This is a genomic window from Actinoplanes sp. NPDC049668, assembly GCF_044465445.1.
In the GTDB taxonomy this organism is placed as follows: domain Bacteria; phylum Actinomycetota; class Actinomycetes; order Mycobacteriales; family Micromonosporaceae; genus Actinoplanes.
This window is the reverse complement of the sequence record NZ_JBITLR010000007.1, coordinates 458,960-484,432: the sequence shown is the minus strand read 5'-3', so window position 1 is coordinate 484,432 and position 25,473 is coordinate 458,960. Positions and strand designations below refer to the sequence as shown.

Below are 25,473 nucleotides of genomic sequence, written 5' to 3'. Positions count from 1 at the left end.
GTGTCGGCGTCAGGCCAGGGCGTTCAGGACCTTCGGCAGATCGGCGGTGTGCAACACGCCGAGGGACAGGGTCGAACGGGTCACCGCGACGTAGAGGTCGCTCAGGCCGCGCGGGCTCTCCGCGATGATCCGGTCCGGCTCGACCACGATCACGCTGTCGAACTCCAGGCCCTTCGCCTGCCGCACCGTCATCAGCACGATGTGGTTGAGCAGGTCGGGCTGCTCACCGACCGCCGACTCCGGTATCGCCGCGGTCAGCTCGCGGCCGAGCTCGTCCTCGATCTCCGCCGGCACCAGGACGCCGACGCGCCCGCCCGTGACGCCGGACGCCTCCCGGCGTACCGCCTTGATCAGCTCCGTGGCCAGCTCGGCGGGCCGCACCCGGGCCGCCCACGGCTCGACGCCGGCCGTCCGCACCGACCGCGGCGGCCGCAGCGACGGGTCGACCGCGGCCAGCACGTCCGCGGCCACCGTCATCACCTCCGCCGGGGTGCGGTAGTTGACGGTCAGCTCGGCCAGCCGCCAGCGCTGCGCGACGTACGGCTCGAAGACCTGCTCCCAGGTGGTCGTCCCGGCCAGCTCGCCGGTCTGCGCCACGTCGCCGACCACGGTCATCGACCGGCTCGGGCAGCGGCGCATCAGCAGCCGCCAGGCCATCGGCGACAGCTCCTGCGCCTCGTCGACGATCACGTGGCCGAAGACCCAGTTGCGGTCGGCGGCCGCGCGCTCCGCGGCGGTCCGGGTGTCGATCACCTCGTGGCGCTCGACGAAGGCGCTCGCGTCCACGACGTCGATCGCGGAGAGCACCTCCTCCTCTTCGTCCTCGAAGTCGAGCGAGCGGGAGCCCTCGACGATCTCGAGCACGCCCTCGGCGTACTCGATGGCCTGCTCGCGCTCGCGGGCCACGGCCCGGGCCCGCAGGGTGTCGTCGACGCCGAGCAGCTCGGCGAGCTCGTCCAGCAGCGGCACGTCGGCCGGCGTCCAGCCGGCCCGGTGCCCGCGCAGCAGCAGCCCGCGCTCGTCGTCGGTGAGCCCGGGCGCGGCCGACGCCAGCCGGCCGGCGTCGCCGAGCAGGTCGCGCAGCACCTGCCGCGGGGTGAGGATCGGCCACAGGTCGAAGAGGGCGGCCTGCACGTCGGCGTCCTCGCGCAGCTCGCGGCGGGTCTCGGCGAGGTCGGCCTCCTCGAGCAGGTTCTCGCCGCCGAGCGGGTCGGCGCCGATGCGCTCGGCGATCTGCAGCGACAGGGTGTGGATGACCGCGGTCACGAAGATCGACCGGGCCAGGTTGTGCGGGCGCCCGGAGCGCCGCGCCTCCTCGCGCGCCTCCTCGCAGACGGCCCGCTCGATGCGCAGCGGGAAGCCGTCGTGGTCGACCTCGACGTGGTCGTCCGGCACGGTCTGCCGGTCGGCGACCGCGGCGGCGAGCACGTCCAGCATGTCCGTGCGGCCCTTGAGGGCGGCCGCCTCCGGCGCCTCGGCGGCCCGGGCGGTCACGCCCGGGAACATGTCGCCGAGGGTGGCGAGCAGCACGCCGGTCTCGGCGAGCGAGGGCAGCACCTGGGAGATGTAGCGCAGGAACGTCGCGTTCGGCCCGAGGATCAGCACGCCCTGCTTGGTCAGCTGGGCGCGGTGCGTATAGAGGAGGTACGCGGCGCGGTGCAGCGCCACCGCGGTCTTGCCGGTGCCGGGGCCGCCCTGCACCACCAGCACGCCCGGCAGCCCGGCGCGGATCACCTCGTCCTGCTCGGACTGGATCGTCTCGACGATGTCGCGCATGCGCCCGGTGCGGTGCGCGGTCAGCGCGGAGAGCAGCGCGGCCTCGCCGGTCACGTCCTCCCGGCCGCCGGCCGCGCCGGCCGCCAGGTCCAGCACCTCGTCGTCGATGCCGGTCAGCTCCCGGCCCCGGGTACGCAGGTGGCGCCGCCGGGTCACCCCCTCGGGGGACACCGCGGTGGCGAGGTAGAACGCCCGCGCCGCGGGGGCCCGCCAGTCGACGAGCAGCGGGTCCCGGGCGCGGTCCTCGGCGAAGAGCCCGATCCGGCCGATGTATCGCGGATTGTCGGCGGCAAAGTCGAGCCGGCCGAAACACAGACCATTCTCGACCGCATTCATCTGGGCCAGTTGTTCGGCCCAGTGGCTGCGGGTCGCCTCCCGCTGCGATCGGCCCTGCGGCGTGCCGCCCGCCTCGAGCAGGATCGCCCGCAGCCGCTCGTCGGCCTGCTCACGCAGCAGATCGAGGCGGCCGTAGAGCGTCGCGAGGTAGGCCTTTTCGGACTCGATGTCGTCGTTCCGCTGTGTTTCCGTACTGCCGGCGGAGCTTGACAAAGCTACTCCTTGCTGTGGTAGCATTCCGAGGTCAGCCACCCTTTGAGGTGGCTTTTTTGCTTTCCATGGAAACGCTCAGAATAGCTGATGTCGATGCCGGGCGGCGACATGGTGGCCAGGGTTACGGCCCGTGCGGGCAAGTGTAAGGAATCCGTCACCGTGGGCCCCCGCCCGTTACGCCGAGCGGCACATCGACATTAAGCGGTACATGAACCACAGCCACCCGTTCCGACGCCTCGGCGCGCTGGCGCTCATCGCCGTCGCCGCCGTCACCCTCACCTCCGCCTGCTCCGACGACAAGGCCGAGGCCCCCGGCAACGCCGCCGCGGCCGCACCCGGCGGCCCGGAGCCCAAGAACATCGAGGCCGCCAAGGCCGCCGCGCAGACCGTGTTCGACCGCTTCAGCGGCGGCGACTTCGCCGGCGCCTGGGAGCTGTACACCGCGGCCGGCAAGAAGGCCATCAGCAAGGACGACTACGTCAAGCTGAACACCGCCTGCTCCCGCAAGGGCCTCGCCATCCAGCTCACCAGCGCCCGCATGGAGGGCACCGACAAGGCGATCGTCATCGCCAAACAGCTGGTCGCGGCGCAGTCGTACACCATGGTGTACGAGGGCGACGCCTGGAAGCTCGAGCCCGCGAAGGAGGGCCTGGAGCTCTACGCCAAGGGCGCCGACAAGGCGATCGCGGCACAGCGAAAGGCCGGTACCTGCGCCAACGCATGACCCCTGGCCTGGGGCCGGTCCACTGTGACCGGCCTCAGGCAGCTACCGGCATCCCGTCGACGCCGGTGAGCGCGAGCCGGTCCCGCAGGGTGCCGCGCGTGGCGATCTCGTCGAAGTACGCCGACCGGCGGCGCGCGACGCAGCCCTCCTTGGTCGGGCTCTCGGCCGCGAGGGCTGGGTCGAGGTGCGTGTTGAGACCGTCCTTGAGCAGCGCGAGCGCCTCCGCGCGCAGCTGCGACACCCGCGACTCGGTCACGCCCAGCTCGACCGCGATCTGCGCCATCGGGCGCTCGTCGAAGAAGTAGCCGGTGATGACCGCGCGCAGCCGCTCCGGCAGCACGTCGACGGCGTGCCGCAGGTAGCCCAGCCGCTCGCGGCGGATCAGGATCTCCTCCGGGCCGAGACTCGGCTCGGTGACCATGTCGTCCGCGCCGGCCGTGGCGAAGCCCTGGAGGCTGAACACCACCGCACGCTGCACGTCGTCGTCGGCGGACTCGACGTCCTCGACCGTGCAGCCCAGCCGCTCGGCCACCTCCGTCGCCGACGGCATCCGGCCCAGCTCGGCGGTCAGCTCCTGGCGCGCGCTGTCGGTACGCCGGGCCCGCTGCCGCACCGACCGGCTGGCCCAGTCCAGGCCGCGCAGCTCGTCGAGCAGGGCGCCGCGCACCCGGGCCGCGGCGAAGCGGGCGAACGGCACGCCGCGGGCGTCGTCGAAGCCGCGGGCGGCGGCCACCAGGGCGGCGTACCCCGCGGACAGCAGGTCGTCACGGTTCACATGGGCCGGGACCCGGGCCAGCATCTCCCGCACCAGGTGGCCGACGAGCGGCATGTGCGCTCGTACGACATCCTCGCGCCGACGGTCGAAGGCGGGTTCTCCGCTCATGGGGGTCACTCCTCGCAGTACCCGGCCGGTGGGGGGAATCCGGCACTGACGAGAAAGGTCGCGGCCCACAGGTGCAGGGCAGGTCACACTCGGGTGCAGCGAGGTTGCAGCGATCACCGCGTACACTTGATCTCACGGCCCGCCCAGTTCTGCCTCGGGCCGTCTTTGGATCGACCACCACGCGCCGCGACCGTGTAGGTCTGCGCCGGGCAGGACGACCCCTTCGAACTTCGGAGTTCTCACCTACATGTCCTCGTTCACAGACCTCGGCGTGCCCACCAAGCTCGCCGCGGCTCTTGCCGCCCGCGGCATCGAAACCCCCTTCCCGATCCAGGCAGCCACGCTGCCCGACTCGCTCGCCGGCCGCGACGTGCTCGGCCGCGGCCGTACCGGCTCCGGCAAGACGTACGCCTTCGTGCTGCCCGTCCTCGCCCGCCTCGCGGCGAGCAAGGCGCCCCGGCGCCCGATGCGGCCCCGCGCGCTGATCCTGGCGCCGACCCGCGAGCTCGCCACCCAGATCGAGGCGACCCTCGCCCCGCTCGCCGAGGTGCTCGGCCTGCGCACCCTCACCGTCTTCGGCGGGGTCGGCGCGAACCCGCAGATCCGCGGCCTCAAGGCGGGGGTCGACGTGCTCGTCGCCTGCCCCGGCCGGCTCGCCGACCACCTGCAGCAGGGCTACGCCAGCCTCGACTCCGTCGAGATCACCGTGCTGGACGAGGCCGACCACATGGCCGACCTCGGCTTCCTGCCGGTGGTACGCCGCCTGATGGACGCGACGCCCCGCGAGGGCCAGCGCATGCTCTTCTCCGCGACGCTGGACGGCGGCGTGGACGTGCTGGTCAAGCGCTTCATGAGCAAGCCGGTCACACACCACGTCGACGCGGCGGCCGAGGCGCCGGTCGAGATGGCCCACCACGTGCTGCACGTGCGCCACGACGACCGCTTCCCGGTGCTCGTGGACCTGGTGGCGGCGCCGGGCCGCACGGTCATCTTCACCCGCACCAAGCGCCGGGCGAAGACGCTCACCCGTCAGCTGGTCCAGGCCGGCGTGCCCGCGGTGGAGCTGCACGGCAACCTGGCGCAGAACGCGCGCAACCGCAACCTGTCGGCGTTCTCCGACGGCAGCGCGCAGACGCTGGTCGCGACGGACATCGCGGCCCGCGGCATCCACGTCGACGACGTCGCGCTGGTCATCCACGCCGACCCGCCCGTCGAGCACAAGGCGTACCTGCACCGCTCGGGCCGTACCGCCCGGGCCGGCGCGCAGGGCACGGTCATCACGCTGATGACCGACGACCAGCAGAGCGACGTGCGCGACCTGACCCGCAAGGCGGGCATCAAGCCCACCACGACGAAGACCCGCCCGGGCGACGCCCTGCTCGCGCAGCTGGCGCCGGGCGAGCGCACCTTCAGCGCGCCGGTCTCGCCGGTGGCCGAGCCGGAGCCCGCGTCCACCGGCGGCGGCGGTCGTTCGCGGCGGCCCCGGGCAACGGGTCACCCGGCCGGCACCCGGGCCGCGGGCGCCCCCCGCGGTGCGGGCGGCGCCCGCGCCGGCGGCGCGGCGCGCGGCGGCGGCGAGCAGCCCGCCCGGTCCGGCGGCCGCGGCCAGGGCGGCGGCGCCCGGTCGCAGGGCGGCCACTCGCAGGGCGGCGGCTCCTCGCGGGGACGCCGGGGCGGGACCGGATCGACAACGGTGCACACCACCCAGTCGTCCAGCGGCGGCGCGGCAGCCTTCTCGGCGCGCAGCCGGGCGGCCCGCTAAGTAGCAGGCGTCGTAAGCCCGCCACGGTCCTGACCGTGGCGGGCTTCATGCTGTCTGATCAAGCCGCGCCGCCGGGCTCCACGCGGCAGTCCACGGTCACCCGGACCTGCCGGCCGATGATCCAGCGGCCCGCCGGGACGCCCGCGGCCACCCGGTCGACCACCGCGGTCGCCCGGAACCGGTAGCCGTCCCCGGCCGGCGTCGCGTCCACCAACTCGAGGACCATCGGGGCGGAGCCGCCGCGGACACCGAGCACGCCGGCCAGCCGCCAGCCCTCGGCCGTACGGGTCAGGCCGGTGCTGCGGAAGCCGATCACCGGATGGGCGTCCGCGGCGAGGAAGCGCCGGCCGCGGACGTCGGCGTCGCGCCGCTTGTCGTCGGTGGTGAAGCTGGCCGAGTCCAGCTCCGCGGAAACCGTCGACAGCTCCGGCCTCGCGGCCACCACCAGCGTCCCCGAGCGGATCTTGAAGGTGCCGTCGACCGGCTTGAGGCCGAAGACGTGCGTCGCCGTGAACCGTACGGTCGAGCGGCGCGGGTCGATGCGGTAGGTACCGGGCAGGACCTCTGCCTCGAGATGAAGTGTCATGCCGCAAGCCTCGCCGCCCGGGCGCCGCCGGCACTCAGTGCTACCGCTGAGAAACGGTACGTACCCACGACGCCACCTGGGTCCGGTTGCTCAGCCCGAGCTTCGCCAGCAGGTTGCGGACGTGGGTCTCCACCGTGCGCTCGGAGAGCACCAGCTTCGCCGCGATGGCCCGGTTGGCCAGGCCCTCGGCGACGAGGAAGGCTATCTCGCGTTCCCGGGCGGTCAGCGCGCCCGGCCCCGCGCGTACCCCCGCGGTCTCCTCGGCCAGGGCCTGCGCCGCCGCCGCGACGCCGGGCATGCCCAGCCGCCGGGCGGCGGCCGCGGCCGACTCCGCGAGGTCCCGGGCCCGCCCGCGGTCGCCCGGGGCGGCCCGGGCGACCAACGCGCGCGCCAGGCCCAGCCGGGCGTGCGCCAGGAACGGCGGCGAGCCCTCGTCCATCTCCACCGCGGTGACGAGATGGCCGACCGCCGCGTCGTGCTCGCCCAGCGCCGAGGCGATCGTGCCGAGCGACCTCGCCGTCGCGCCGTAACAGCTCGTCGTGTTGTTCAGGTAGGTGCGCTCGTAGCGCACGGCGCGGTCGTAGCAGTCGCGGGCCGCGTCGCGGTCGCCGGCCCGGGCCGCCAGCTCCCCCGCGGTGATCAGGATGTAGCTGCGGCGGGCGTCGGGCGCCAGGTCCGCGAGCACGGGCCGCAGGCTCTGCCAGCACAGCTCGACCGTCTCGCGCACGCCGGCGTCCATCGCCATCCGGCCGAGCTGCGCCGTCGCGACCGGCATCGACAGCGCGACCGGCAGCCATTCGGCGGCGGCGGTGCTCAGGTACCGGCCGGAGTCCCCGGTCTGCAGCACCAGCCCGCTCGCGAACGCGTGGTAGAGCAGGACCGCGGTGTCGTCCTGCATCCGGACGCCGACCTCGCGGGCCTCCAGCGCCAGCTCGCCGGCCTCGGTGAAGCGGCCCGCCAGCAGCGCCCGCGCGGCCCGGGCCCGCAGCAGGTGCCAGCGGGCGAGCGGCCAGCCGAGCCGGTCCGCGAGCACGCCGAGCCGCACGGTCTCCTGCTCGGCCGCGGCGTTGTCGCCGCTCATCAGGTAGGCGTCGATGCGCCAGGTCCGGCCCCACAGCTCGGCGTCCGGCCGGCCGAGCGAGCAGCTCCGGTCGGCGAGCTCGAGCACCAGGCCGGGCCGCTCGAACGGGTCGATGACCTGGTGCCGGGCGTGCACCGCGGCGGCCAGGTCGCCCGGGAGCCCGGACTCCTCGGCCAGCGTCATGGCCTCGACGCTGATCTGTGCCGCCCGGCCCGGGTCGCCGCTCTCGGCGAGCAGGAACGCGTACTGGGCGAGGACCCGGGGATGGCGGCCGGCCAGCGCCAGGGCCCGCTCGCAGAGCAGCAGCAGCGCCGGGGCCAAGGGTCCGGCGACGCCCCGCACGACCAGCGCGGCGTCGACCGCGAGGGCCGGCCGCCCGGCGCGCTCGGCCACGTCGAGCAGGTCGTCGCAGTCGGCGATCGCCAGGTCGAGGCGGCCGTCGGCGTACGCCGCCGTGGCGCGGGCGAGCCGATCGGCCGGGTCGTCCGCCAGGTCGACGGCGTGGCCGTACCAGCGGACCGCCTCCGCGAGGTCGAGGGCCGCGGCCGCAGCGGCCCGGCAGGCCTCCACGGCCGCCTGCCGCGAGCCCGCGTCGACGGCGCAGCGGACCCGGTGCCGGGCCACCTCGGCCGGTGCGGCGCCGGCCGCCGTCAGCGCGTCGGCGAGGCGGCGGTGCCAGGCGATCCGCTCCGCGCGGGCCAGCTCGTCGTAGCGGGCCTGGCGCACCAGTTCGTGCGCGAAGCGCAGCAGCGCCGGGCGCCACGGGTCGTCGGTCAGCACGCCGGCGTCGAGGGCCTCGGCGAGCAGGTCGTCCACCGCCGCCGGGTCGCTCGCCGCGGCCCGCAGCACGGGCACGTCGATCTCGGCGCCGAGTGCCGCGGCGCCGCCGAGCAGTTCGCGGCAGGCCGGTCCGAGCTGCGCGGTCCGCCGGCCGACCAGGCGCCGCAGCTCCGTGTGCACGCCGACGCCGGCGGCCGGGTGCCGCAGCCGGTCCTCACGCTCCAGCTGCCGGGTCAATTCCCTTACGTAGAGCGGGTTTCCGCCGCTGAGCCGGTGCATCGCGGCCGGCCATGAGCCGTGCACGCCCGGACCGGCGTGTGCCCTCAGGTACGCGCCCACGGCGGCCGGCTCCCACGGGTCCAGCCGCAGCACCTCCGCGCCGGGCAGCCCGTCGGGTGCGAACGGCGGCCGTGCCGTCCCGATCACCAGCAGCCGGGTGCCGGGCAGCTCGTGGCAGAGCAGGCGCAGCAGGGCGAGCGACGGCGGGTCGGCCCAGTGCAGGTCCTCGAGGACCAGCACCAGGTGGCCGGCCTCGCGCAGGGCGCGCACGGTGGCCTGCGCCACCCGGAAACGGAGCGCCGCCGGGGACTCGCCCTCGGCGGCGGGCGCGCTCAGCAACTCCGGCGACAGGCCCGGCACGTCCTCGAGCAGGCGCAGCCACGGCCAGTACGCGGGCGCGCCCTCGTCGGGCACCGCCCGCCCGGTGCCGACCGTCGCGCCGGCCGCGGCGGCCCGGGCCACCGCCTCCTCGACCAGCGTGGTCTTGCCGATCCCGGCCTCACCGACGAGCAGCGCGGCGGCACCCTGTCCGGCGGCCGCGGCGGCGCGCAGCCGGTCGAGGGCGACCACCTCGGGTACCCGGCCCACCAGTCCCACGGGACAACCCTATGGCGTGTGCACCGCGATCTCCGCACCGAGCCGGTAGCCGTTGCACAGCTCCAGGTCGTCGCCGCTCCAGAACCGGCCCGGGTCGTACCAGCTGGGCTGCCTCCTGCGCCCCAGCAGCCCCATGTCCTCGTAGGTCACGGCGACGACCTCGGCGCAGTACGCGGTCTCCAGGTCCGCGTCCTGCGTGCCCTTCTCCTGCCACGGCAGGCGCAGCTGCGGCACCCGGCCGCGCGCCCACCGCCAGGCGAGCTGCGCGCTGGACGGGAACGGCGTGCCATCGAGCCGGGCGACCGTCTTGAGCGCCCGGTCCTCCATCTGCGGGGTGACCGGCTGCTCCAGCTGGCGCAGCCAGCCGCGCTGGCCGTACCGGTGCGCCCAGACGGTGACCGCGTCGCGCAGGTCGTGCAGCTGCACGCCGCGCTGGAACGTGCCCGACCAGAGGTCGGGCAGCGACTTGCCCAGCTCGGCGTGCCACATGAGCGGCGGCATGTCTTCGATCACGAGCGACATGCCGACGTGGTTGACGGGGCTGTTGGTCATGGCCTGGATGGCACGGTCGGGTCCGGAGCGGCCCCGGAACAGCCAGATGTCACCCGTACGCGTCAGATCGATGGCCTCGTCGAGGCTGATGTCGGCGACCACTTGTCTATCCTCATCAGATGCGTTGGTGGAAGGTAGCGGGATTGGCCGGGCTGGCGGGGGTCGCCGCCACGGGTGTTGTGCTGGCACGTTCGGAGCGCCGGCGCCGGGCGTACACGCCGGAGGAGATCCGCGAGCGGTTGCACGCGCGGTTGTCCGAGGCGACCGACGAGACGGCGAAGTCCCCGGCCGGCGAGGACTGACACCTAGACGACATCGGTGTCCCGCAGCAGCGACCAGAGGCCCGCGCCGTCGGGTGCGGCGAACCAGGTCTTACCGCCGGAGCCGACCACCTCCGGGTCGCCCGTCGGCCCGGGGATGGCGCCGGCCAGAACAGCCTGCGTCGGCGAGAGCCGGCGGATGGCCACGGCGGCGACGTTCTCCGGGTGCGCGTGCGCGAACTCGGAGTAGATCTCCTGGTCGTGCTGGCCGTCGTCGCCGATCAGCAGCCACCTGATGTCGGGGAACTCGGCCGCGAGCCGGCGCAGGGTGTTGCGCTTGTGCTCCTGCCCGCTGCGGAACCACCGGTCCGGGGTCGGCCCCCAGTCGGTGAGCAGCAGCGGGCCGGCCGGGTACAGGTGCCGGGACAGGAAGCGGGTCAGCGTCGGCGCCACGTTCCAGGCGCCCGTGGAGAGGTAGAAGACCGGCGCGCCCGGGTTCGCGGTGACCAGGCGCTCGTAGAGCACCGCCATGCCCGGCACCGCCGCGCGGGCGTGCTCGTCGAGCACGAACGTGTTCCACGCCGCGAGCAGCGGACGCGGCAGCGCGGTCACCATCACCGTGTCGTCGATGTCGGAGATCACGCCGAACTTCATGGCCGGGTCGACGACGCGGATCGGCGCCTCCACCGGCAGGGCTCCCTCGGTGCTCAGGCGCACGTGCGCCCAGCCCGGCTCGAGATCGCCCCTGACCCGGGTGTCGATGTATCCGCTGCGGTCGGTCCGGGTCTCGTGGATCCGGTCGCCGACCTGCAGCAGCACGGGAGCGTTGTTCACCGGGGACGTGGTGAAGCTACGCCAGCCGCGGGTCTTCTCCGGGCGGCGCTTGGCCGGGGTGCTCCGGGTCAGCACGACGCGGCCCATGACGCGGGCCCAGCCCGGCGCGCCGTACCCCGTGTAGGCGGTGATGACGGGCTGCCAGCCGCGCTGACGCAGCCGTCGCTCGATCACCTCGTGCACGGCGTCCTCGATGCGCGCGGCCCGGTGCAGGCGCACGGCGGGCGGTCCGCCCGCCGGGGTCAATGACACTCAAGGCCTCCTGCCATCCCTCATGAGCGACTCTGTGACGGTACCTGGCCTGCCGGTGTTACGCGGCGCAACGGGGGCGATCGGGGTGGCGGTATCCACTCAGGACGGTGCCCGCAACGGGCGGGGGCGGTGCACGGCGAGCCGCGTCCGCGTGGGCCGCGTCGGCGTCCAGCGCTGCGAAAGCCGCGCGTCGCGCTCGGCGCGGGACTGCACGGCCAGCGCCTCGGTGCGCAGGCCGCGCACGGTTGCCGCGGCCCGCTCGGCGTCCTGCCAGGCGCGCCGCTCCCGGCCGGTCGCCGCCTGGTAGAGCGCGTACCGGTGCTCGCGCACCGCCGCGCGCAGCGCGGCCTCCTGCGCGACCGGATGGCGACGCGGATTCCACCCGCCGCGGTGCGCGAGCACCTCGTTGAGCTGCGCGATCGACAGCTCCCGTCGGCGGCAGGCGGCGGTGGCCCGGCGGTGCAGGTCGCGCTCGCGGTCGGCGAGCTCCGCGCGGGTGCGGCGCTGCCGCAGGATCGGGAAGGCGGCCGCGGTGACGGACTTGCGGGCGGCGCGGTCGGCGGCGTCGAACGCCGCCCAGGCCGCGTCGACCTCGTCCTGCGCGCGCACCCAGTCGGCGCGGCGGCGGCGGGCGATCGCGGCGGCCTGCTCCGCGGCGAGCGCGACCTGGTCGGCATAGAGCTCCGTGACCGGCCATCCTGCGCGGGCGGTGCGCCGCGGCGCGGCGAGAACCGCCGCCGCGGCGGCGAAAGCGAGCAACAGGACCAACAAGAAGGTAGATTCCACAATGAACACCGGCCTCTCTCGGGCTCTGTGGGTTCGTTCCGGCTACGGATGGGCCAAATACCCGGATCCCTTACGCGCACAGGGGTTCCGGAGGCCGCGGTGCGGCGCTGCCCGCGGTACCGGCGGAGTCGCGGGCACGCGGCGGCGTCACAGGACGCAGGTGCGGTGAGTGGCTAGATGCGCGGCGGGGCGCGCTCGCCCCCGGCGTCCCGGTCGGCCCCCGCGGGCGTGCGGGCCTCGACGCAGATCCGCTCGCCGGACACCGCCCGGTCCGCGACCTGATCGGCGACGGGTTCGGCCGGGGTCGCGGCGGTGTCCTGGTCGGCGGTGTCCTGGTCGGCCGGGCTCAGCGCGGCCGCCGCCGGACTCTCCACCTCGACGCGGCCGGCCAGGCCGGCCTCGGCCGGCAGCTCAGGCACGGCCGGGGTGTCGACGGTGGTGATGATCGTGACCGGGGGCTCCGCGGGCTCGACCGCCGGGGAGGCCGCCAGGACCGGGGCCGCGAAGGCCAGCGCGATCAGGGCCAGCCCGGTCAGGAACCGCAGCAGGCGACGCCCGTCCCAGTGACGGGGAAGCAGGCGTGCGACGGCAGTCACCCGATCAACTTACCGTTCTCGGCCCGTCCGTGCACAGATCGGCGTGACTGCGTTCTTCGTCCCACTCCAGAGGGTGAGGGACCATGGACGGGTGACAGGGATCGAGCAGCTCGCCGAGTGGGTCGGCGACGGCGGCGTCGTCGTGCTCAGCGGCGCCGGCCTCTCCACCGAATCGGGCATACCCGACTACCGCGGCCCGACCGGCACGGCCCGGCGCGCCACGCCGATGACCTACCAGGCCTTCACCGGCGACCCGGACGCCCGGCGGCGCTACTGGGCGCGCAGCCACCTCGGCTGGCGCACGATCGGCGGCGCCCGCCCGAACGCCGGCCACCGGGCGGTCGCGCGGCTGCAGGCGCTGGCCCGGGTCGACGGCATCATCACCCAGAACGTGGACGGGCTGCACCAGGCCGGCGGCGCGCACGGCGTCGTCGAGCTGCACGGCAACCTGGCCCGGATCGTCTGCCTCGGCTGCGGCGAGCTGACCGCCCGGGCGGAGCACTCGGCCCGGCTGGACGCCGCCAACCCGGGCTTCGCGGCGGCGGTGACCCGGGTCAACCCCGACGGCGACGTGGACATCGACGACGCGGCGCTCGGCGACTTCGCGGTGGTCGACTGCGTCTCGTGCGGCGGCCTGCTCAAGCCCGACGTCGTCTACTTCGGCGAGACGGTCCCGGCCGACCGCGTCAGCCGCGCCTTCGGCCTGGTCGCCGGCGCGCGGACCCTGCTCGTGCTCGGCTCGTCCCTGACGGTCATGTCCGGCCGCCGCTTCGTGGTACGCGCGTCCCGCGACGGCATCCGGGTCGCGATCGTCAACCAGGGCTTCACCCGCGGCGGTCCATACGCGGACCTGACCGTCGACGCCGCGCTGGGCGAGATCCTGCCCGACCTCGCCGCCCGCGTCGAGCGCACCGCGGTCCCCGGTTGACCGAGGCCGTTCGACGGCCCACCCGACTTCGGTCGGGTCGTCAGTCGACGATGGTGCCGGCCGGCCGTTTCGCCCGGAAAGCACTGTTGTTCCTACCGACCGCGATCGATGCGTCCCACGGTTATCGTCTCGAAACCTAAATAAAGCTTCCGACTCGTTGACGTGACCGGGCTCACCGGAGTTTACTGCCCGGAACCGCTCCCGAAACCGGTTCCGAAACCGCGGTTCAATGATCCGGTAACACAGTCGGAGGACACGTGCCAATCACCATCGCCGATGTGGCGGCCCGGGCGAAGGTCAGCAAGACCACCGTGTCCCGGGTGCTGAACGGCAAGGGTGAGCTGGACGAGTCGACCGCCGCCCGGGTCCGCAAGGTGATCGAGGAGCTGGGCTACGTGCCGAGCTCCCGCGCGGTCGGCCTGGCCCGCGGCCGGACCCGCGTGGTCGGCATGCTGGTGCCGTCGCTGACCTGGCCGTGGATCGGCGAGGTGCTGCAGGGCGCGGTCGACGTGCTCGAGACCGAGCGCTACGGCCTGCTGCTGTTCACCTGTAACCGCGGCGAGGAGTCGATGCGCCAGTTCGGCGCCCAGGTCTCCGCCAAGAGCTTCGACGGCCTGCTGGTGATCGAGCCCGAGGGCACCCTCGACTTCATCGCCACCCTGCACGCCCGCGGGCTTCCCGTGGTGCTCATCGACGACCGCGACACGCAGCCGGTGCAGATCCCGAGCGTGGGCACCACCAACCACACCGGCGCCGGCGCCGCCGCCCGGCACCTGCTGGAGACCGGCCGGCACCGGCCCATCGTCATCACCGGGCCCGAGCGCTTCGGCTGCACCGCGCAGCGCCTCGACGGCTTCACCGCCGTGTACGCCGAGGCCGGCCATCCGATCACCCCGGACCGCGTGCTCCTCGGCGACTTCACCATCGCCCGCGGCTTCGAGCTCGTGCAGGCGGCGCTCGGGTCCGGCCTCGAATTCGACGCGATCTTCGCGCACAACGACCTCTCCGCCACCGGCGCGATGCAGGCCGTGCTCGACAGTGGCCGGCGCATACCGCAGGACGTCGCGGTGGTCGGCTTCGACGACATCCCCATGGCGGCACACACCCAGCCGCCACTCACCACCGTGCACCAACCGTTGCGCGAGATGGGCGAGGCGGCGGCACGCACGCTGCTGGCCCACTTCGAGGGCACACCCCTGCCCAACCGCCCGACCGTCATTCCCGCCACCTTCACCGTCCGCGGCTCGACCGGCGCGGGCACCAACGCCGAACCCACGTAGTCCGTACGCAGATCCGATAGAAACCCGCACCTTCGGCCGGCGCTTCGGCTTCCGGCGCACTTCGCCCTGCCTCGGGCACCCCTCTCACCCAAAATCCGTAACACCTGAGGAGAATCAGAGATGCAGAGAAGGAAACTGTTCGCGGTCGCCCTCGCGGGCGTGCTCGCCTCGGGCGGACTCGCCGCCTGCAGCGAGTCGCCGAACGCGGGCAACAAGAACGCTTCCGGTGGTGCCACGTTCCTGACCGTCGGCATGCCCAACGGTCCGCAGACGGAGAACCACAACCCGTTCCTCACCACCTCCGCGGGTGCCTCCCTCGGCTACCGCTGGATGATCTACGAGCCCCTGCTGATGTGGAACCCGGTCAAGCCGGCGGACGCGTCGCGGCCGTGGCTGGCCACCGGCGCCGAGTGGGCACCGGACTTCAAGAAGGTCACCATCACGGTCCGCGACAACGCGACCTGGTCGGACGGCCAGAAGGTCACCGGCGACGACGTGGCCTACACGTTCGAGCTGATCAAGAAGAACGAGGCGCTGAACCTGGCCGCCACGCCGTACGGCGAGATCACCGCGAGCGGCAACACGGTGACGGTCACGTTCACCAGCTCGATGTTCGTCTACAAGGACAAGTGGCTGGGCCAGACCCCGATCGTGCCGAAGCACGTCTGGTCGGCCATCAAGGACCCCACCACCGACCCCAACAAGACGCCGGTCGGCTCGGGCCCGTACACGCTGAAGTCCTTCACGCCGCAGACCACCACGCTCGCGGTGCGCACCGAGGGTTACTGGCAGGACCTGCCGCAGGTCAAGGAGCTGCGCTACACGTCGTACACCGACAACAACGCGCAGACCACCGCCCTGTCGGACGGTTCGAACGAGTGGAGCTTCGTCTTCATCCCGAACTACAAGACGGTCTTCATCGACAAGGACCCGGCGCACTACAAGGTCTGGGCGCCGCCGGTCCTCGGCATCCACGGCCTCTACATCAACACCACCAAGAAGCCGTTCGACAACCCGGCCCTGCGCAAGGCGATGAACATGGTCGTCAACCGCGAGGACATCTTCAACCAGGCCGAGGCCGGCTACTTCCACCCGCTGATCACCAGCGTGACCGGCCTGCCGTCGCCCGCCGGTGACGCGTACGTCGCCCCGGACTACAAGGGCAAGAACCAGGCCGTCGACGTCGAGGGCGCCAAGAAGGTCCTCACCGACGCCGGCTTCAAGCTCAACGGCACCACGCTGACCGACCCGAGCGGCAAGCCGGTCAAGCTGACCCTGACCGACCCGAGCGGCTGGTCGGACTACCAGACCTCGCTCGAGATCGTGAAGGACAACCTGGCGCAGATCGGCATCGCCGCCACCGTCGACAAGGCGAACCAGGACGCCTGGTTCCGCAACGTCGAGGAGGGCAAGTTCGACGCCACGTTCCGCTGGACCAACGGCGGCTCGACGCCGTACGACATCTACCAGACGGTGATGGACGGCAAGCTGCTCAAGCCGATCGGCACGGCGTCGCCGGGCGGTAACTTCGGCCGCTTCAACAGCCCCGAGGCGACCTCGGCGCTGGCCGCGTACGCGAACGCCAGCGACGACGCCGCGCGCACCACCGCGCTCAACACGCTCCAGAAGGTCTTCGTGGAGCAGACCCCGATGATCCCGGTCGGCGCCGACAACATCGGCATGGCCTACAGCACGAAGAACTGGGTCGGCTGGCCCGACGACACCAACCCCTACAGCGCCGGCCAGCCCACGCAGGCCAACGCCCTGGACGTCGTCCTGCACCTCAAGTCCGCCACCTCCTGATCCGCACCGCCGTGCCCCGGACGGGGGCCATCCCGTCCGGGGCACGGCACCGCGGCAGTTCTGACCCTCTGCGAAGGAACTCGGCATGACGTTGAGCCAAGAGGCCGAGGCGCCGGCGAACGAGGTGGTGCTCGAGGCGATCGGCCTGAGCAAGCACTTCCCCGTACGCCGGAAGCTGCGCGACCTTTTCAACCGCACGCACGACGCCGTGCACGCGGTTGATGACGTGAACCTCATCCTGCGGCGGGGCCGCGTGACCGCCCTCGTCGGCGAGTCCGGCTCCGGCAAGTCGACGGTGGCCCGGCTGCTCGCGCAGCTGTACCCCCGTACCGCCGGCGACATCAAGCTGCACGGCCTGAGCACGAGGGTCCGCGGCGGCCGGCAGTTCCGCCGGTACGCCGCCCGGGTCCAGATGATCTTCCAGGACCCGTTCGCGTCGCTGAACCCGGTGCACACGATCCGGTACCACCTGACCCGGTCGCTGAAGATCCACGGCAACGCCGGCGACTCCGCAGCGGAGCTCGAGGCGGCGCTGGGCAGCCTGCTCAACCGGGTGCACCTCACCCCACCGGAGCGGTACCTGGACAAGTTCCCGCACGAGCTCTCCGGCGGCCAGCGGCAGCGCGTCGCGATCGCCCGGGCGCTCGGCGCGGACCCGGAGGCGCTGCTCGCCGACGAGCCGGTGTCCATGCTGGACGTCTCCATCCGCCTCGGCGTGCTCAACCTGCTGCGCGACCTCAAGGAGCGGCTGAACCTCGCCATCCTCTACATCACCCACGACATCGCCTCGGCCCGCTACTTCGCCGACGACACGATGGTGATGTACGCGGGCCGCATGGTCGAGGGCGGCGACAGCGAGACGGTCACCCAGTCGCCGGCCCACCCGTACACCCAGCTTCTGATCGACTCCGCGCCGGACCCGGACCGGATCGAGAATCTGCTCGGCGACCTCGCCGACCGGGGCAACGGCGAGCCGCCGAGCCTGATCAAGCCGCCCAGCGGCTGCCGTTTCCACCCGCGCTGCCCGATGGCCATGCCCCGCTGCTCGCGGGACCTGCCGACCCGCCTGGAGATCGGCGACCAGCCCGGCCACTGGGCCGCCTGCTGGCTCTACGACCCGGCGACGGTGGCCGCCGAGAAGCCCGGCTCCGCCGCGACCGACTTCTCCCCCGAGGCCGTCGCCGTCGCCGAGAACGCGCACCCGGAGGAGGTCCGATGAAGTTCCTGATCCAGCGGACCCTGTTCTACCTGTTCACGGCCTGGGCCGCGATCACCATCAACTTCTTCATCCCCCGGATGATCCCGGGCGACCCGGTCAAGTCGCTGCTGGCCCGCTTCCAGGGGCAGATGAGCAGTGACGCGATCGCCTCGCTCTACGTGCTGTTCGGCCTCGACAAGGACGCCAGCCTCTGGGAGGAGTACGTCGACTACTGGCAGCAGCTGCTGCACGGCGACCTGGGCCTGTCCTTCACCGCGTTCCCGACCCCGGTCTCCGAGATCATCGGCCAGGCCCTGCCGTGGACCGTCGCCCTGGTCGGCATCACCACGATCATCAGCTTCTCGATCGGCACCAGCGTCGGCGTCCTCGCCGGCTGGCGGCGCGGCTCGTGGGTCGACGGCCTGCTGCCGGTCACCACGTTCCTGTCGTCGATCCCGTACTTCTGGCTCGGCCTGCTGGCGATCTACCTGCTGGCCGGTCCGGACAGCTTCTTCCCGTCGTCCGGCGGATACGACAGCGCCTACGTGCCGGCCTGGGACATGTACTTCATCCCCAGCGCCATCAAGCACAGCCTGCTGCCCGCGCTGACGATCCTGATCTCGTCGGTCAGCGGCTGGATCCTGAGCATGCGCAACATGATGGTCACCGTCGCGGCGGAGGACTACATCACGGTCGCGCACGCCAAGGGCCTCTCCGACCGGCGGGTCGCGCTGAGCTACGCCGCCCGCAACGCCCTGTTGCCCAACGTCTCCGGCTTCGCGCTGGCGCTGGGCTTCATCGTCGGCGGCACCCTGCTGGTGGAGATCGTCTTCTCCTATCCCGGCCTGGGCTATCTGCTCTTCCGCGCGGTCGGCGCCAAGGACTACCCGCTGATGCAGGGCATCTTCCTGGTCATCACGATCTCCGTGCTGGTCGCGAACCTGATCGCGGACATCGCGTACCTGCTGCTCGACCCGCGTACCCGCAAGGAGGGCTGACAGGTGACGATTCCTACCTCCAGCATCGACGAGGTCATCCTCGATCAGGCGACGGCGGCGCAGACGGAGGCGCCGCAGCCCGGCCGGGCGAAGCGCCGCAAGTTCCGGTTCGTCTCCAACGGCAAGGCGCTGACCGGCATCATCGTCCTCGGCCTCTACATGCTGTTCGCGGTCATCGGGCCGTGGGTCGCGCCGTACGACCCGGACGCGCGCGGCGACCAGCTGGTGCAGCCGCCGTCGGCCGAGCACTGGTTCGGCACCACGCACCTGGGCCAGGACGTCTTCAGCCAGATCCTGGTCGGCACCCGGGCCGTCATGGTCGTCGGCCTGGCCGCGGGCATCCTCGCCACGCTGTTGTCCGTGCTGATCGGCGTCACCGCGGGCTACCTCGGCGGCGGCTGGGACGACAGCCTCTCCGCGCTGTCCAACGTCTTCCTGGTGATCCCGGCGCTTCCGCTGATCATCATCGTGACCGCGGCCGTGCCGGAGGGCGGCGACACCCTGGTCGCGCTGATCATCGGCTTCACGTCGTGGGCCTGGGGCGCCCGAATACTCCGGGCGCAGACCCTGTCGCTGCGCAGACGCGACTACGTCGAGGCATCCCGGGCCAACGGCGAGTCGACCTGGCGGATCATCATCTTCGAGATCCTGCCGAACCTCACCGCGATCATCGCGTCCGGCTTCGTCGGCACCGTCATCTTCGCGGTCACCTCGGAGATCACCCTGGCGTTCATCGGCATCGGCTCGGTCTCCTCGTGGAACTGGGGCACGATCCTGTTCTGGGCGCAGAGCCAGCAGGCCCTGGCGCAGGGCGCGTGGTGGTGGTTCGTGCCGGCCGGCCTCGCGATCGCGTTCCTCGGCACCGCGCTCTCGCTGATCAACTTCGGCATCGACGAGTTCGTCAGCCCGCGCCTGCGCAGCATGGGCAAGACCAAGCTGAAGACCGCCTCCGGGCGCACGGTGCGGATGCGGGTCGGCTTCACGCCGGTCCTGGACAACTCGGCCGCGCCGCACACCCACGCCACCCCGATCCCGGTCATCGGCGGCAAGCCGACCCCGGTGAACCGCAGCAAGGAGGCGAGCAAGTGAACGAGCCGGTTCTCGAGATCAAGAATCTGAACGTCGACTACGGGCTCGGTGACCAGGCCGTGCACGCCGTCCGGGACGTGAACCTCACCCTGCACCGCGGCGAGGTCCTCGGCCTGGCCGGCGAGTCCGGCAGCGGCAAGTCCACCCTGGCGTACGGCCTGACCCGGCTGCTCGCCCCGCCGGGCGTGGTCACCGGCGGGGAGGTCATCTACCACCCGGAGAACGCCGAGGCGTACGACATCCTCGGGCTCAGCGACAAGCAGCTGCAGCAGTTCCGGTGGGCCGAGACGGCGATCGTGTTCCAGGGCGCGATGAACTCGCTCAACCCGGTGCACAAGATCTCCACCCAGCTGACCGACGTGCTGGCGGCGCACGAGCCGCAGATGTCGCCGCACAGCCGCAACGCCCGGGCCCGCGAGATGCTCAAGTTGGTCGGCATCTCGCCGGACCGGATGGACGCGTACCCGCACCAGCTCTCCGGCGGCATGCGCCAGCGCGTGATGATCGGCATGGCGCTGATCCTGCAGCCGCAGGTGGTCATCATGGACGAGCCGACGACGGCGCTCGACGTCGTGATGCAGCGGCAGATCCTGGGCCAGCTCATCGAGCTGCGCGAGCGGCTCGGCTTCTCGGTCATCTTCATCACGCACGACCTGTCGCTGCTGGTGGAGTTCTCGAACCGCATCGCCATCATGTACGGCGGACGGATCGTCGAGGAGGCGCAGGCGACGGCGCTGTACCGGGACTCGCTGCACCCGTACAGCGCGGGCCTGCTGAACTCCTTCCCCGCGCTGCGCGGGCCGCGCCGCGAGCTGTCCGGCATCCCGGGTTCCCCGCCGGACCTCAAGGGGATGCCGACCGGCTGCTCGTTCCACCCACGCTGCCCGAAGGTCTTCGACCCGTGCGCGGACAACATCCCCGTGCTCGGCAATCCCGGCACCCCCGACGGGGCGACCCGTACGGTCGCGTGCTGGCTCCACCCGGTCAAGCAGCCGGTCGGCTGAGACATAACGCCGACGGCCCCGGCCCACCAGCCGGGGCCGTCTTCGTATCCATCCCCATCGCCGAGTTCTGCCAGGAGAACCATGAACCCCACCGCCACCGGAGCACCCGGCCTGCTCCTGCCCACCGCCGCACTGCCCCCGTCGTTCACCTGGGGCGTCGCCACGTCCTCGTACCAGATCGAGGGCGCCGTCGCCGACGACGGCCGCACGCCGTCCATCTGGGACACGTTCTGCCGCGTGCCCGGCGCGGTGGCGGGCGGCGACAACGGCGACGTCGCGTGCGACCACTACCACCGGATGCCGCAGGACGTCGCGCTGATCAAGAGCCTCGGTGTCGACGCCTACCGCTTCTCGGTGGCGTGGCCGCGCGTGCAGCCGGGCGGGAAGGGCCCGGTCAACGAGGCCGGCCTGGCCTTCTACGACCGGCTCACCGACGAGCTGCTGGGCGCCGGCATCGACCCGTGGGTCACCCTGTACCACTGGGACCTGCCGCAGGAGCTGGAGGACGCGGGCGGCTGGCCGAACCGCGACACGGCGTACCGGTTCGCCGACTACTCGATGATGGTCTTCGACCGGCTCAGCGACCGGGTGGACACCTGGACCACGCTGAACGAGCCGTGGTGCTCGGCGTGGCTGGGCTACTGCGTCGGTGTGCACGCGCCGGGCCGCAAGGACTTCGACGCCGCCATCTCCGCCGTGCACCACCTGCTGCTCGGCCACGGCCTCGCCACCCAGCGGATGCAGGCCGCGGCGCCGCGGGAGATGAAGTTCGGCATCACGCTCAACATGGGTACGGCCGACCCGGCCACCGACTCGCCGGCGGACCTGGACGCGGCGCGCCGCGCGGACGGCATGGGCCTGCGGGTCTACCTCGACCCGCTGCGCAAGGGCGAGTACCCGGCCGACATGGTCGAGGAGCTGGCGGCGCGCGGCTCGGCGTTCCCGGTCCGCGACGGCGACCTGGAGGTCATCTCGACGCCGTTCGACCTGCTCGGCGTGAACTTCTACTTCGGACAGGACTTCAGCGGCACCGACGAGCAGGGCAACACCCACGACGCCGACGGGCACCCGATCGTGCGCGGGGTGCCGCTGGACCGGCCGCGCACGGCCATGGACTGGCCGATCACGCCGGAGCGCTTCACCCAGCTGCTGGTCCGGCTGCACCGCGACTACCCGAACCTGCCGCTGGTCATCACCGAGAACGGCGCCGCGTTCGACGACACCGCGGACGACTCGGGCTTCGTCGCCGACGACGACCGCACCGCCTACCTGGCCGATCACATCGCGGCGGTGGTGGCGGCCCGAGAGCAGGGCGCCGACATCCAGGGCTACTTCGCGTGGTCGCTGATGGACAACTTCGAGTGGGCCGAGGGCTACGCGAAGCGGTTCGGCATCGTGCACGTCGACTACGAGACTCTGGCGCGTACGCCGAAGCAGTCCGCGCTCTGGTACCGCGACACGATCGGCCGGGTGCGCGGGGCCTGATCGGGGTATGAAAGGCCCGGCCGCGGCCGGGCCTTTCATTAATCCATGTAAATTATGTAACAAGCTTTACCGGTTGTTCCGGCGCCGGGAAAATCTGTTTCGTGACCACTCCCCGGAAGTTCACCGTGGCCGCGACCGCCACCCTCATGCTCGCCGCGACCGGCGCAGCCGTGCTCCTCGGTACCCCCGCCGAGGCTGCTGCCGAAGCCGTCAACATCTACCTGACCACCACCAACGACTCCCGCGGCGTCAACGTCACCCGCGGCCTGCAGCAGCAGACCCCGATCGCCTTCGCGTCCTCCAGCGCGGCCGCGAACACCACCGTCACCGTCAACGAGGGCACCCAGTACCAGCAGTTCTCCGGCGGCGGCGCGTCCATCACGGACACCACCGCGTACCTGCTGCGCGGCGGCCCGGTCAGCGCCGCGACCCGCGACGCCGTGATGCGCAAGCTGTTCAACCCGACCGAGGGCATCGGCCTCTCCTTCGTGCGCAACCCGATCGGCGCCTCCGATCTGTCGCGTCCCGGCAACGTCTCGCTGGACGACACCTGCTGCGACCTCAACGACTTCGGGTCCAACGGCTACGACACCAACGTGCGGCTGCTGACGCAGCAGGCCCGGTCGCTCAACCCGGCGCTGCGGGTCAAGGGCGTGCCGTGGAGCTCGCCGGGCTGGATGAAGGACAACGGGCGGATGGACCAGATGGGCTGGCTGAAGTGGGAGTACTACCCCACCTACGCGCAGTACCTGGTGAAGTACGTCCAGTCCTATCAGGCCGCCGGCGTGCCGGTGAACTACATCTCGGTGCAGAACGAGCCCAACTGCTGCAACGCCACCAACCCGGTGAACCAGACGTACCCGGGGATGAACTGGAACTCCTCCGGGCTCGTCGAGTTCACCAAGAACTTCGTCTACCCCGCGTTCCGGGCCGCCGGCATCACCACCAAGGTGCTCATCCACGACTGGAACTACGGCGACTACGCCGGCATGGGCGCGGCGATCCTGGCCGACGCCGGGGTGCGCAACGACCCGCTCTTCGGCGGGATCGCCTGGCACGGCTACTTCGGTGACCCGGCCGTCGGCACCCAGGTGCACAACCAGTACCCGAACGTGCCGCAGTTCTCGACCGAGCACTCGGGCGGCACCTGGATCTCCAACCAGCACAACGAGGACCTCGCCGACATCGTGAACTACGCGCGGAACTGGAGCGGCAGCCTGGTCAAGTGGAGCCTCGCCGTCGACCAGTCGATGGGCCCGCACAACGGCGGGTGCGGCACCTGCACCGGGCTCATCACCGTGCAGAACGGCGGCTCCCGGGCCGGGCAGGTCGACTACACGGTCGAGTACTACACGACCGGGCATCTGACGAAGTTCGTGCGGCCGGGCGCGTACCGGATCGACTCGACCGCGAGCGGCACCGTGCCGAACGTCGCCTACCGCAACGCCGACGGGTCCAAGGCGCTGATCGCGCACAACGGCGGCGGGTCCGCGCAGTCGGTGAAGGTGGTGTGGGGCAACCAGTCGTTCACCTACAGCCTGCCGGCGCGCACCACGGCGACGTTCACCTGGAGCGGCACCCCGGGCAGCGGCGGGCCGACGACCCCGCCCGGCGGCGGCTCGGGCCCGATCGTCAGCGCGGCGAACAACAAGTGCCTGGACGTGACGGACGGCTCGACCGCGGACGGCAACCAGCCGCAGATGTGGACCTGCTACGCCGGCTCGGCGAACCAGACCTGGCAGCGGGCGTCCGACGGCACGGTCCGCGGCCTCGGCAAGTGCCTCGACGTGCAGAACAACGCCACCGCCGACGGCGCGACCGTGCACCTGTGGACCTGCCTCGCCGGAGTGGCCAGCCAGCAGTGGCAGGCGACGGCGGGCCGCGACCTGATCAACACCGCGTCCGGCAAGTGCCTCGACATCAGGAACAACAACCTCGCGGACGGCGCGAGGCTCCAGCTCTGGACCTGCACCGGCGCCGCAAACCAGAAGTGGACCGTCCCCGCGTAGCGCGACCGCCCGGGGCCGCTCAGCCGCGGCCCCGGGCCAGCGACCGCCGATGGGCGGCGCGCGACGGCGGCGCCGAGACGTCCGACGCCGCCGGCAGGCCGCCGTCGGCGAGCAGCCTCGCGATAGGCAGCGTCGCCGCGCCCATCGCGACGGCGTCGGGCCCGAGCTGACAGAGATCGATTCGGGTACGGGAGTACGGCTGCTTCAGGGCGTTTCGTGCGGCCGCAGCCCGAATGTCAGGAAGAAAGCGCTCTCCCAAGGCCAAGCCCAGCGGGCCGCCCAGCACGATGCGCTCCGGGGAGAAGAGATTGATCAGCCCCGCGATGCCCGCGCCCAGATAGCCGACGGTCTCCGCCATGATGTCCGCCGCCGCGCCCTCCAGTGCGCCGCCGGTCGCCAGCATCCTGGTGACCAGCCGGGCATCCGGCTCCTGCCCGGTCGCCGCCGCGATCCGGGCGGTCACCGTCGCCGATCCGATGTACGCCTCCAGGCAGCCCCGCGCGCCGCAGCGGCACAGGTCACCGTCGTAGACCAGCGTGGTGTGCCCCCACTCCCCCGCGTTGCTGAACGCGCCCCGGTAGCCGCGCCCGTCCAGCACGACGGCCGCGCCGACCCCGTTGCCGACCAGCACGATCACCGCGTGCCGCGCGCCCCGGCCCGCGCCGAACCACATCTCCGCCTGGCCGACGGCCTTCGCGCCGTTCTCCACGAAGACCGGCACGTCGGTGCCCGCGCCCAGCAGCTCGCCCAGCGGCACGGCGTCCCAGCCGGTGGTCTGCGAGTGGACGACCGGCGAGCCGCCGGACTCCTCGACCACGCCGGGCACGCCGACCCCGAAGCCAAGCACGTCCGCGCACCGGACGCCGGACTCCTTGACGACCGACGCCAGGCCCTCGAGCAGCAGCGCCACCGCCGCGGCGGAGTCCGAGCCGTCGCCGCCGAGCGGGTACTGCGCCACCGCGAGACGCGACATCGCCAGGTCGTAGAGCTCGACCAGGACCCGGGTCTCGCCGACGTCGGCGCCGACCACGTAGCCGTGACCGGGCGCCACCCGCAGCAGCGCGCGCGGCCGGCCGCCGTCCGAGCCGACCAGGCCGGCCTCCTCCACCAGGCCCTCGTCGATCATTTCGCCGATCAGGTTGCTCACGCTCGCCTGACTCAGCGCGGTCGTCTCGCCGAGTTGCTGGCGGCTCTGCCGGCCGCCGTGGAACAGGTCCGTGAGCAGGCTGGCCCGGTTCGCGCGGCGGACGTCCCGCACCGTCGTACGCCTGGTCTCCAAACCGTTACCGCCTTCACATCCCGACGCCATGACCCTGCCATCATGTGACACGGGCGGCGCGGAAACCACCACACGGATCCGGCCGGGCGCGATACCGTCGCGC

General features: G+C 72.4%; 21 protein-coding genes. 12 read left to right on the top strand and 9 right to left on the bottom strand.

All coding sequences use genetic code 11. The features are described from left to right. Positions 1 to 9 precede the first annotated feature (9 nt). A complete protein-coding gene (locus tag ACIBSW_RS30270; protein ID WP_354723305.1) occupies positions 10 to 2,349 on the bottom strand; it encodes an ATP-binding domain-containing protein in 2,340 nt (779 codons plus the stop codon). 184 nt (positions 2,350 to 2,533) lie between these two features. On the opposite strand from ACIBSW_RS30270, the gene ACIBSW_RS30265 reads away from it, so the two are divergent. After that, positions 2,534 to 3,049, top strand: coding sequence for a hypothetical protein (locus ACIBSW_RS30265; protein ID WP_354723268.1), 516 nt, complete (start codon positions 2,534 to 2,536; stop codon positions 3,047 to 3,049). Between the two features lie 34 nt (positions 3,050 to 3,083). Here ACIBSW_RS30265 and ACIBSW_RS30260 read toward each other — a convergent pair whose 3' ends face one another. Beyond that, the gene (locus ACIBSW_RS30260; RefSeq protein ID WP_354723266.1) at positions 3,084 to 3,932 is read right to left on the bottom strand and encodes a sigma-70 family RNA polymerase sigma factor; all 849 of its coding nucleotides are present in this window, start codon (positions 3,930 to 3,932) and stop codon (positions 3,084 to 3,086) included. A gap of 247 nt (positions 3,933 to 4,179) precedes the next feature. Here ACIBSW_RS30260 and ACIBSW_RS30255 point away from each other — a divergent pair, with 247 nt between their 5' ends. Further along, complete coding sequence (locus tag ACIBSW_RS30255; RefSeq protein ID WP_354723264.1) at positions 4,180 to 5,694, top strand: DEAD/DEAH box helicase; 1,515 nt, start codon at positions 4,180 to 4,182, stop codon at positions 5,692 to 5,694. Between the two features lie 58 nt (positions 5,695 to 5,752). Here the strand turns inward: ACIBSW_RS30255 and ACIBSW_RS30250 are convergent, their stop codons facing one another. Genes ACIBSW_RS30250 through ACIBSW_RS30240 form a run of 3 tightly spaced genes read right to left on the bottom strand, consistent with a single transcriptional unit; the run spans position 5,753 to position 9,671 of the window. Beyond that, positions 5,753 to 6,280 carry a YceI family protein gene (locus tag ACIBSW_RS30250; RefSeq protein ID WP_354723262.1) on the bottom strand — a complete coding sequence of 176 codons (528 nt, stop codon included), beginning with the start codon at positions 6,278 to 6,280 and terminating at the stop codon, positions 5,753 to 5,755. 40 nt (positions 6,281 to 6,320) lie between these two features. Further along, positions 6,321 to 9,017, bottom strand: a complete 2,697-nt coding sequence (locus ACIBSW_RS30245) for an AAA family ATPase (RefSeq protein ID WP_354723260.1) — start codon at positions 9,015 to 9,017, stop codon at positions 6,321 to 6,323. 9 nt (positions 9,018 to 9,026) lie between these two features. Beyond that, positions 9,027 to 9,671, bottom strand: coding sequence for a hypothetical protein (locus tag ACIBSW_RS30240; RefSeq protein WP_354723259.1), 645 nt, complete (start codon positions 9,669 to 9,671; stop codon positions 9,027 to 9,029). A gap of 17 nt (positions 9,672 to 9,688) precedes the next feature. Between ACIBSW_RS30240 and ACIBSW_RS30235 the strand changes: the two genes are divergently transcribed. Next, the gene (locus ACIBSW_RS30235; RefSeq protein ID WP_354723258.1) at positions 9,689 to 9,871 is read left to right on the top strand and encodes a hypothetical protein; all 183 of its coding nucleotides are present in this window, start codon (positions 9,689 to 9,691) and stop codon (positions 9,869 to 9,871) included. Between the two features lie 3 nt (positions 9,872 to 9,874). On the opposite strand, the gene ACIBSW_RS30230 is transcribed toward ACIBSW_RS30235, so the two are convergent. The 3 genes from ACIBSW_RS30230 to ACIBSW_RS30220 form a co-directional block, all read right to left on the bottom strand. Continuing rightward, positions 9,875 to 10,915 carry an App1 family protein gene (locus tag ACIBSW_RS30230; RefSeq protein WP_404799499.1) on the bottom strand — a complete coding sequence of 347 codons (1,041 nt, stop codon included), beginning with the start codon at positions 10,913 to 10,915 and terminating at the stop codon, positions 9,875 to 9,877. Positions 10,916 to 11,014: 99 nt separating this feature from the next. Further along, positions 11,015 to 11,686: a hypothetical protein gene (locus ACIBSW_RS30225; RefSeq protein ID WP_354723257.1), complete on the bottom strand. Its 672-nt coding sequence runs from the start codon at positions 11,684 to 11,686 to the stop codon at positions 11,015 to 11,017. A 188-nt stretch (positions 11,687 to 11,874) separates the two neighbouring features. Then, positions 11,875 to 12,297 (bottom strand): hypothetical protein, encoded by a 423-nt coding sequence (locus ACIBSW_RS30220; protein WP_354723256.1) that lies wholly within the window; start codon positions 12,295 to 12,297, stop codon positions 11,875 to 11,877. A gap of 91 nt (positions 12,298 to 12,388) precedes the next feature. Here ACIBSW_RS30220 and ACIBSW_RS30215 point away from each other — a divergent pair, with 91 nt between their 5' ends. The 9 genes from ACIBSW_RS30215 to ACIBSW_RS30175 all read left to right on the top strand — a co-directional run bounded on the left by ACIBSW_RS30215 (position 12,389) and on the right by ACIBSW_RS30175 (position 24,091). Next, a complete protein-coding gene (locus tag ACIBSW_RS30215) occupies positions 12,389 to 13,225 on the top strand; it encodes an NAD-dependent protein deacetylase (protein ID WP_354723255.1) in 837 nt (278 codons plus the stop codon). A 257-nt stretch (positions 13,226 to 13,482) separates the two neighbouring features. Further along, the gene (locus ACIBSW_RS30210) at positions 13,483 to 14,505 is read left to right on the top strand and encodes a LacI family DNA-binding transcriptional regulator (protein WP_354723253.1); all 1,023 of its coding nucleotides are present in this window, start codon (positions 13,483 to 13,485) and stop codon (positions 14,503 to 14,505) included. Positions 14,506 to 14,625: 120 nt separating this feature from the next. Further along, entirely contained in the window at positions 14,626 to 16,308 is a 1,683-nt protein-coding gene (locus ACIBSW_RS30205) for an ABC transporter substrate-binding protein (protein ID WP_354723249.1), read from the top strand. Between the two features lie 85 nt (positions 16,309 to 16,393). After that, positions 16,394 to 17,527, top strand: coding sequence for an ABC transporter ATP-binding protein (locus ACIBSW_RS30200; RefSeq protein ID WP_354723247.1), 1,134 nt, complete (start codon positions 16,394 to 16,396; stop codon positions 17,525 to 17,527). After that, complete coding sequence (locus ACIBSW_RS30195; RefSeq protein WP_354723245.1) at positions 17,524 to 18,504, top strand: ABC transporter permease; 981 nt, start codon at positions 17,524 to 17,526, stop codon at positions 18,502 to 18,504. Before ACIBSW_RS30200 ends, ACIBSW_RS30195 begins: the two co-directional genes overlap by 4 nt. Before the next feature lie 3 nt (positions 18,505 to 18,507). Beyond that, positions 18,508 to 19,593, top strand: coding sequence for an ABC transporter permease (locus tag ACIBSW_RS30190; RefSeq protein WP_354723243.1), 1,086 nt, complete (start codon positions 18,508 to 18,510; stop codon positions 19,591 to 19,593). Beyond that, on the top strand, positions 19,590 to 20,597 hold the full coding sequence (locus tag ACIBSW_RS30185; protein WP_354723241.1) for an ABC transporter ATP-binding protein: 1,008 nt from the start codon (positions 19,590 to 19,592) through the stop codon (positions 20,595 to 20,597). Before ACIBSW_RS30190 ends, ACIBSW_RS30185 begins: the two co-directional genes overlap by 4 nt. Positions 20,598 to 20,678: 81 nt before the next feature. Beyond that, positions 20,679 to 22,082: a GH1 family beta-glucosidase gene (locus tag ACIBSW_RS30180; RefSeq protein ID WP_354723239.1), complete on the top strand. Its 1,404-nt coding sequence runs from the start codon at positions 20,679 to 20,681 to the stop codon at positions 22,080 to 22,082. 146 nt (positions 22,083 to 22,228) lie between these two features. Then, the gene (locus ACIBSW_RS30175) at positions 22,229 to 24,091 is read left to right on the top strand and encodes a ricin-type beta-trefoil lectin domain protein (RefSeq protein WP_354723301.1); all 1,863 of its coding nucleotides are present in this window, start codon (positions 22,229 to 22,231) and stop codon (positions 24,089 to 24,091) included. Between the two features lie 19 nt (positions 24,092 to 24,110). Here the strand turns inward: ACIBSW_RS30175 and ACIBSW_RS30170 are convergent, their stop codons facing one another. Then, the gene (locus ACIBSW_RS30170) at positions 24,111 to 25,370 is read right to left on the bottom strand and encodes an ROK family protein (RefSeq protein WP_354723237.1); all 1,260 of its coding nucleotides are present in this window, start codon (positions 25,368 to 25,370) and stop codon (positions 24,111 to 24,113) included. Positions 25,371 to 25,473 lie beyond the last annotated feature (103 nt).

Coding starts and splice junctions, on each gene's coding strand:
- ACIBSW_RS30195 (WP_354723245.1), top strand. CDS start 17,524: ATGAAGTTCCTGATCCAGCGGACCCTGTTCTACCTGTTCACGGCCTGG.
- ACIBSW_RS30270 (WP_354723305.1), bottom strand. CDS start 2,349: ATGCTACCACAGCAAGGAGTAGCTTTGTCAAGCTCCGCCGGCAGTACG.
- ACIBSW_RS30255 (WP_354723264.1), top strand. CDS start 4,180: ATGTCCTCGTTCACAGACCTCGGCGTGCCCACCAAGCTCGCCGCGGCT.
- ACIBSW_RS30265 (WP_354723268.1), top strand. CDS start 2,534: ATGAACCACAGCCACCCGTTCCGACGCCTCGGCGCGCTGGCGCTCATC.
- ACIBSW_RS30175 (WP_354723301.1), top strand. CDS start 22,229: ATGCTCGCCGCGACCGGCGCAGCCGTGCTCCTCGGTACCCCCGCCGAG.
- ACIBSW_RS30250 (WP_354723262.1), bottom strand. CDS start 6,280: ATGACACTTCATCTCGAGGCAGAGGTCCTGCCCGGTACCTACCGCATC.
- ACIBSW_RS30260 (WP_354723266.1), bottom strand. CDS start 3,932: ATGAGCGGAGAACCCGCCTTCGACCGTCGGCGCGAGGATGTCGTACGA.
- ACIBSW_RS30205 (WP_354723249.1), top strand. CDS start 14,626: ATGCAGAGAAGGAAACTGTTCGCGGTCGCCCTCGCGGGCGTGCTCGCC.
- ACIBSW_RS30235 (WP_354723258.1), top strand. CDS start 9,689: ATGCGTTGGTGGAAGGTAGCGGGATTGGCCGGGCTGGCGGGGGTCGCC.
- ACIBSW_RS30200 (WP_354723247.1), top strand. CDS start 16,394: ATGACGTTGAGCCAAGAGGCCGAGGCGCCGGCGAACGAGGTGGTGCTC.
- ACIBSW_RS30180 (WP_354723239.1), top strand. CDS start 20,679: ATGAACCCCACCGCCACCGGAGCACCCGGCCTGCTCCTGCCCACCGCC.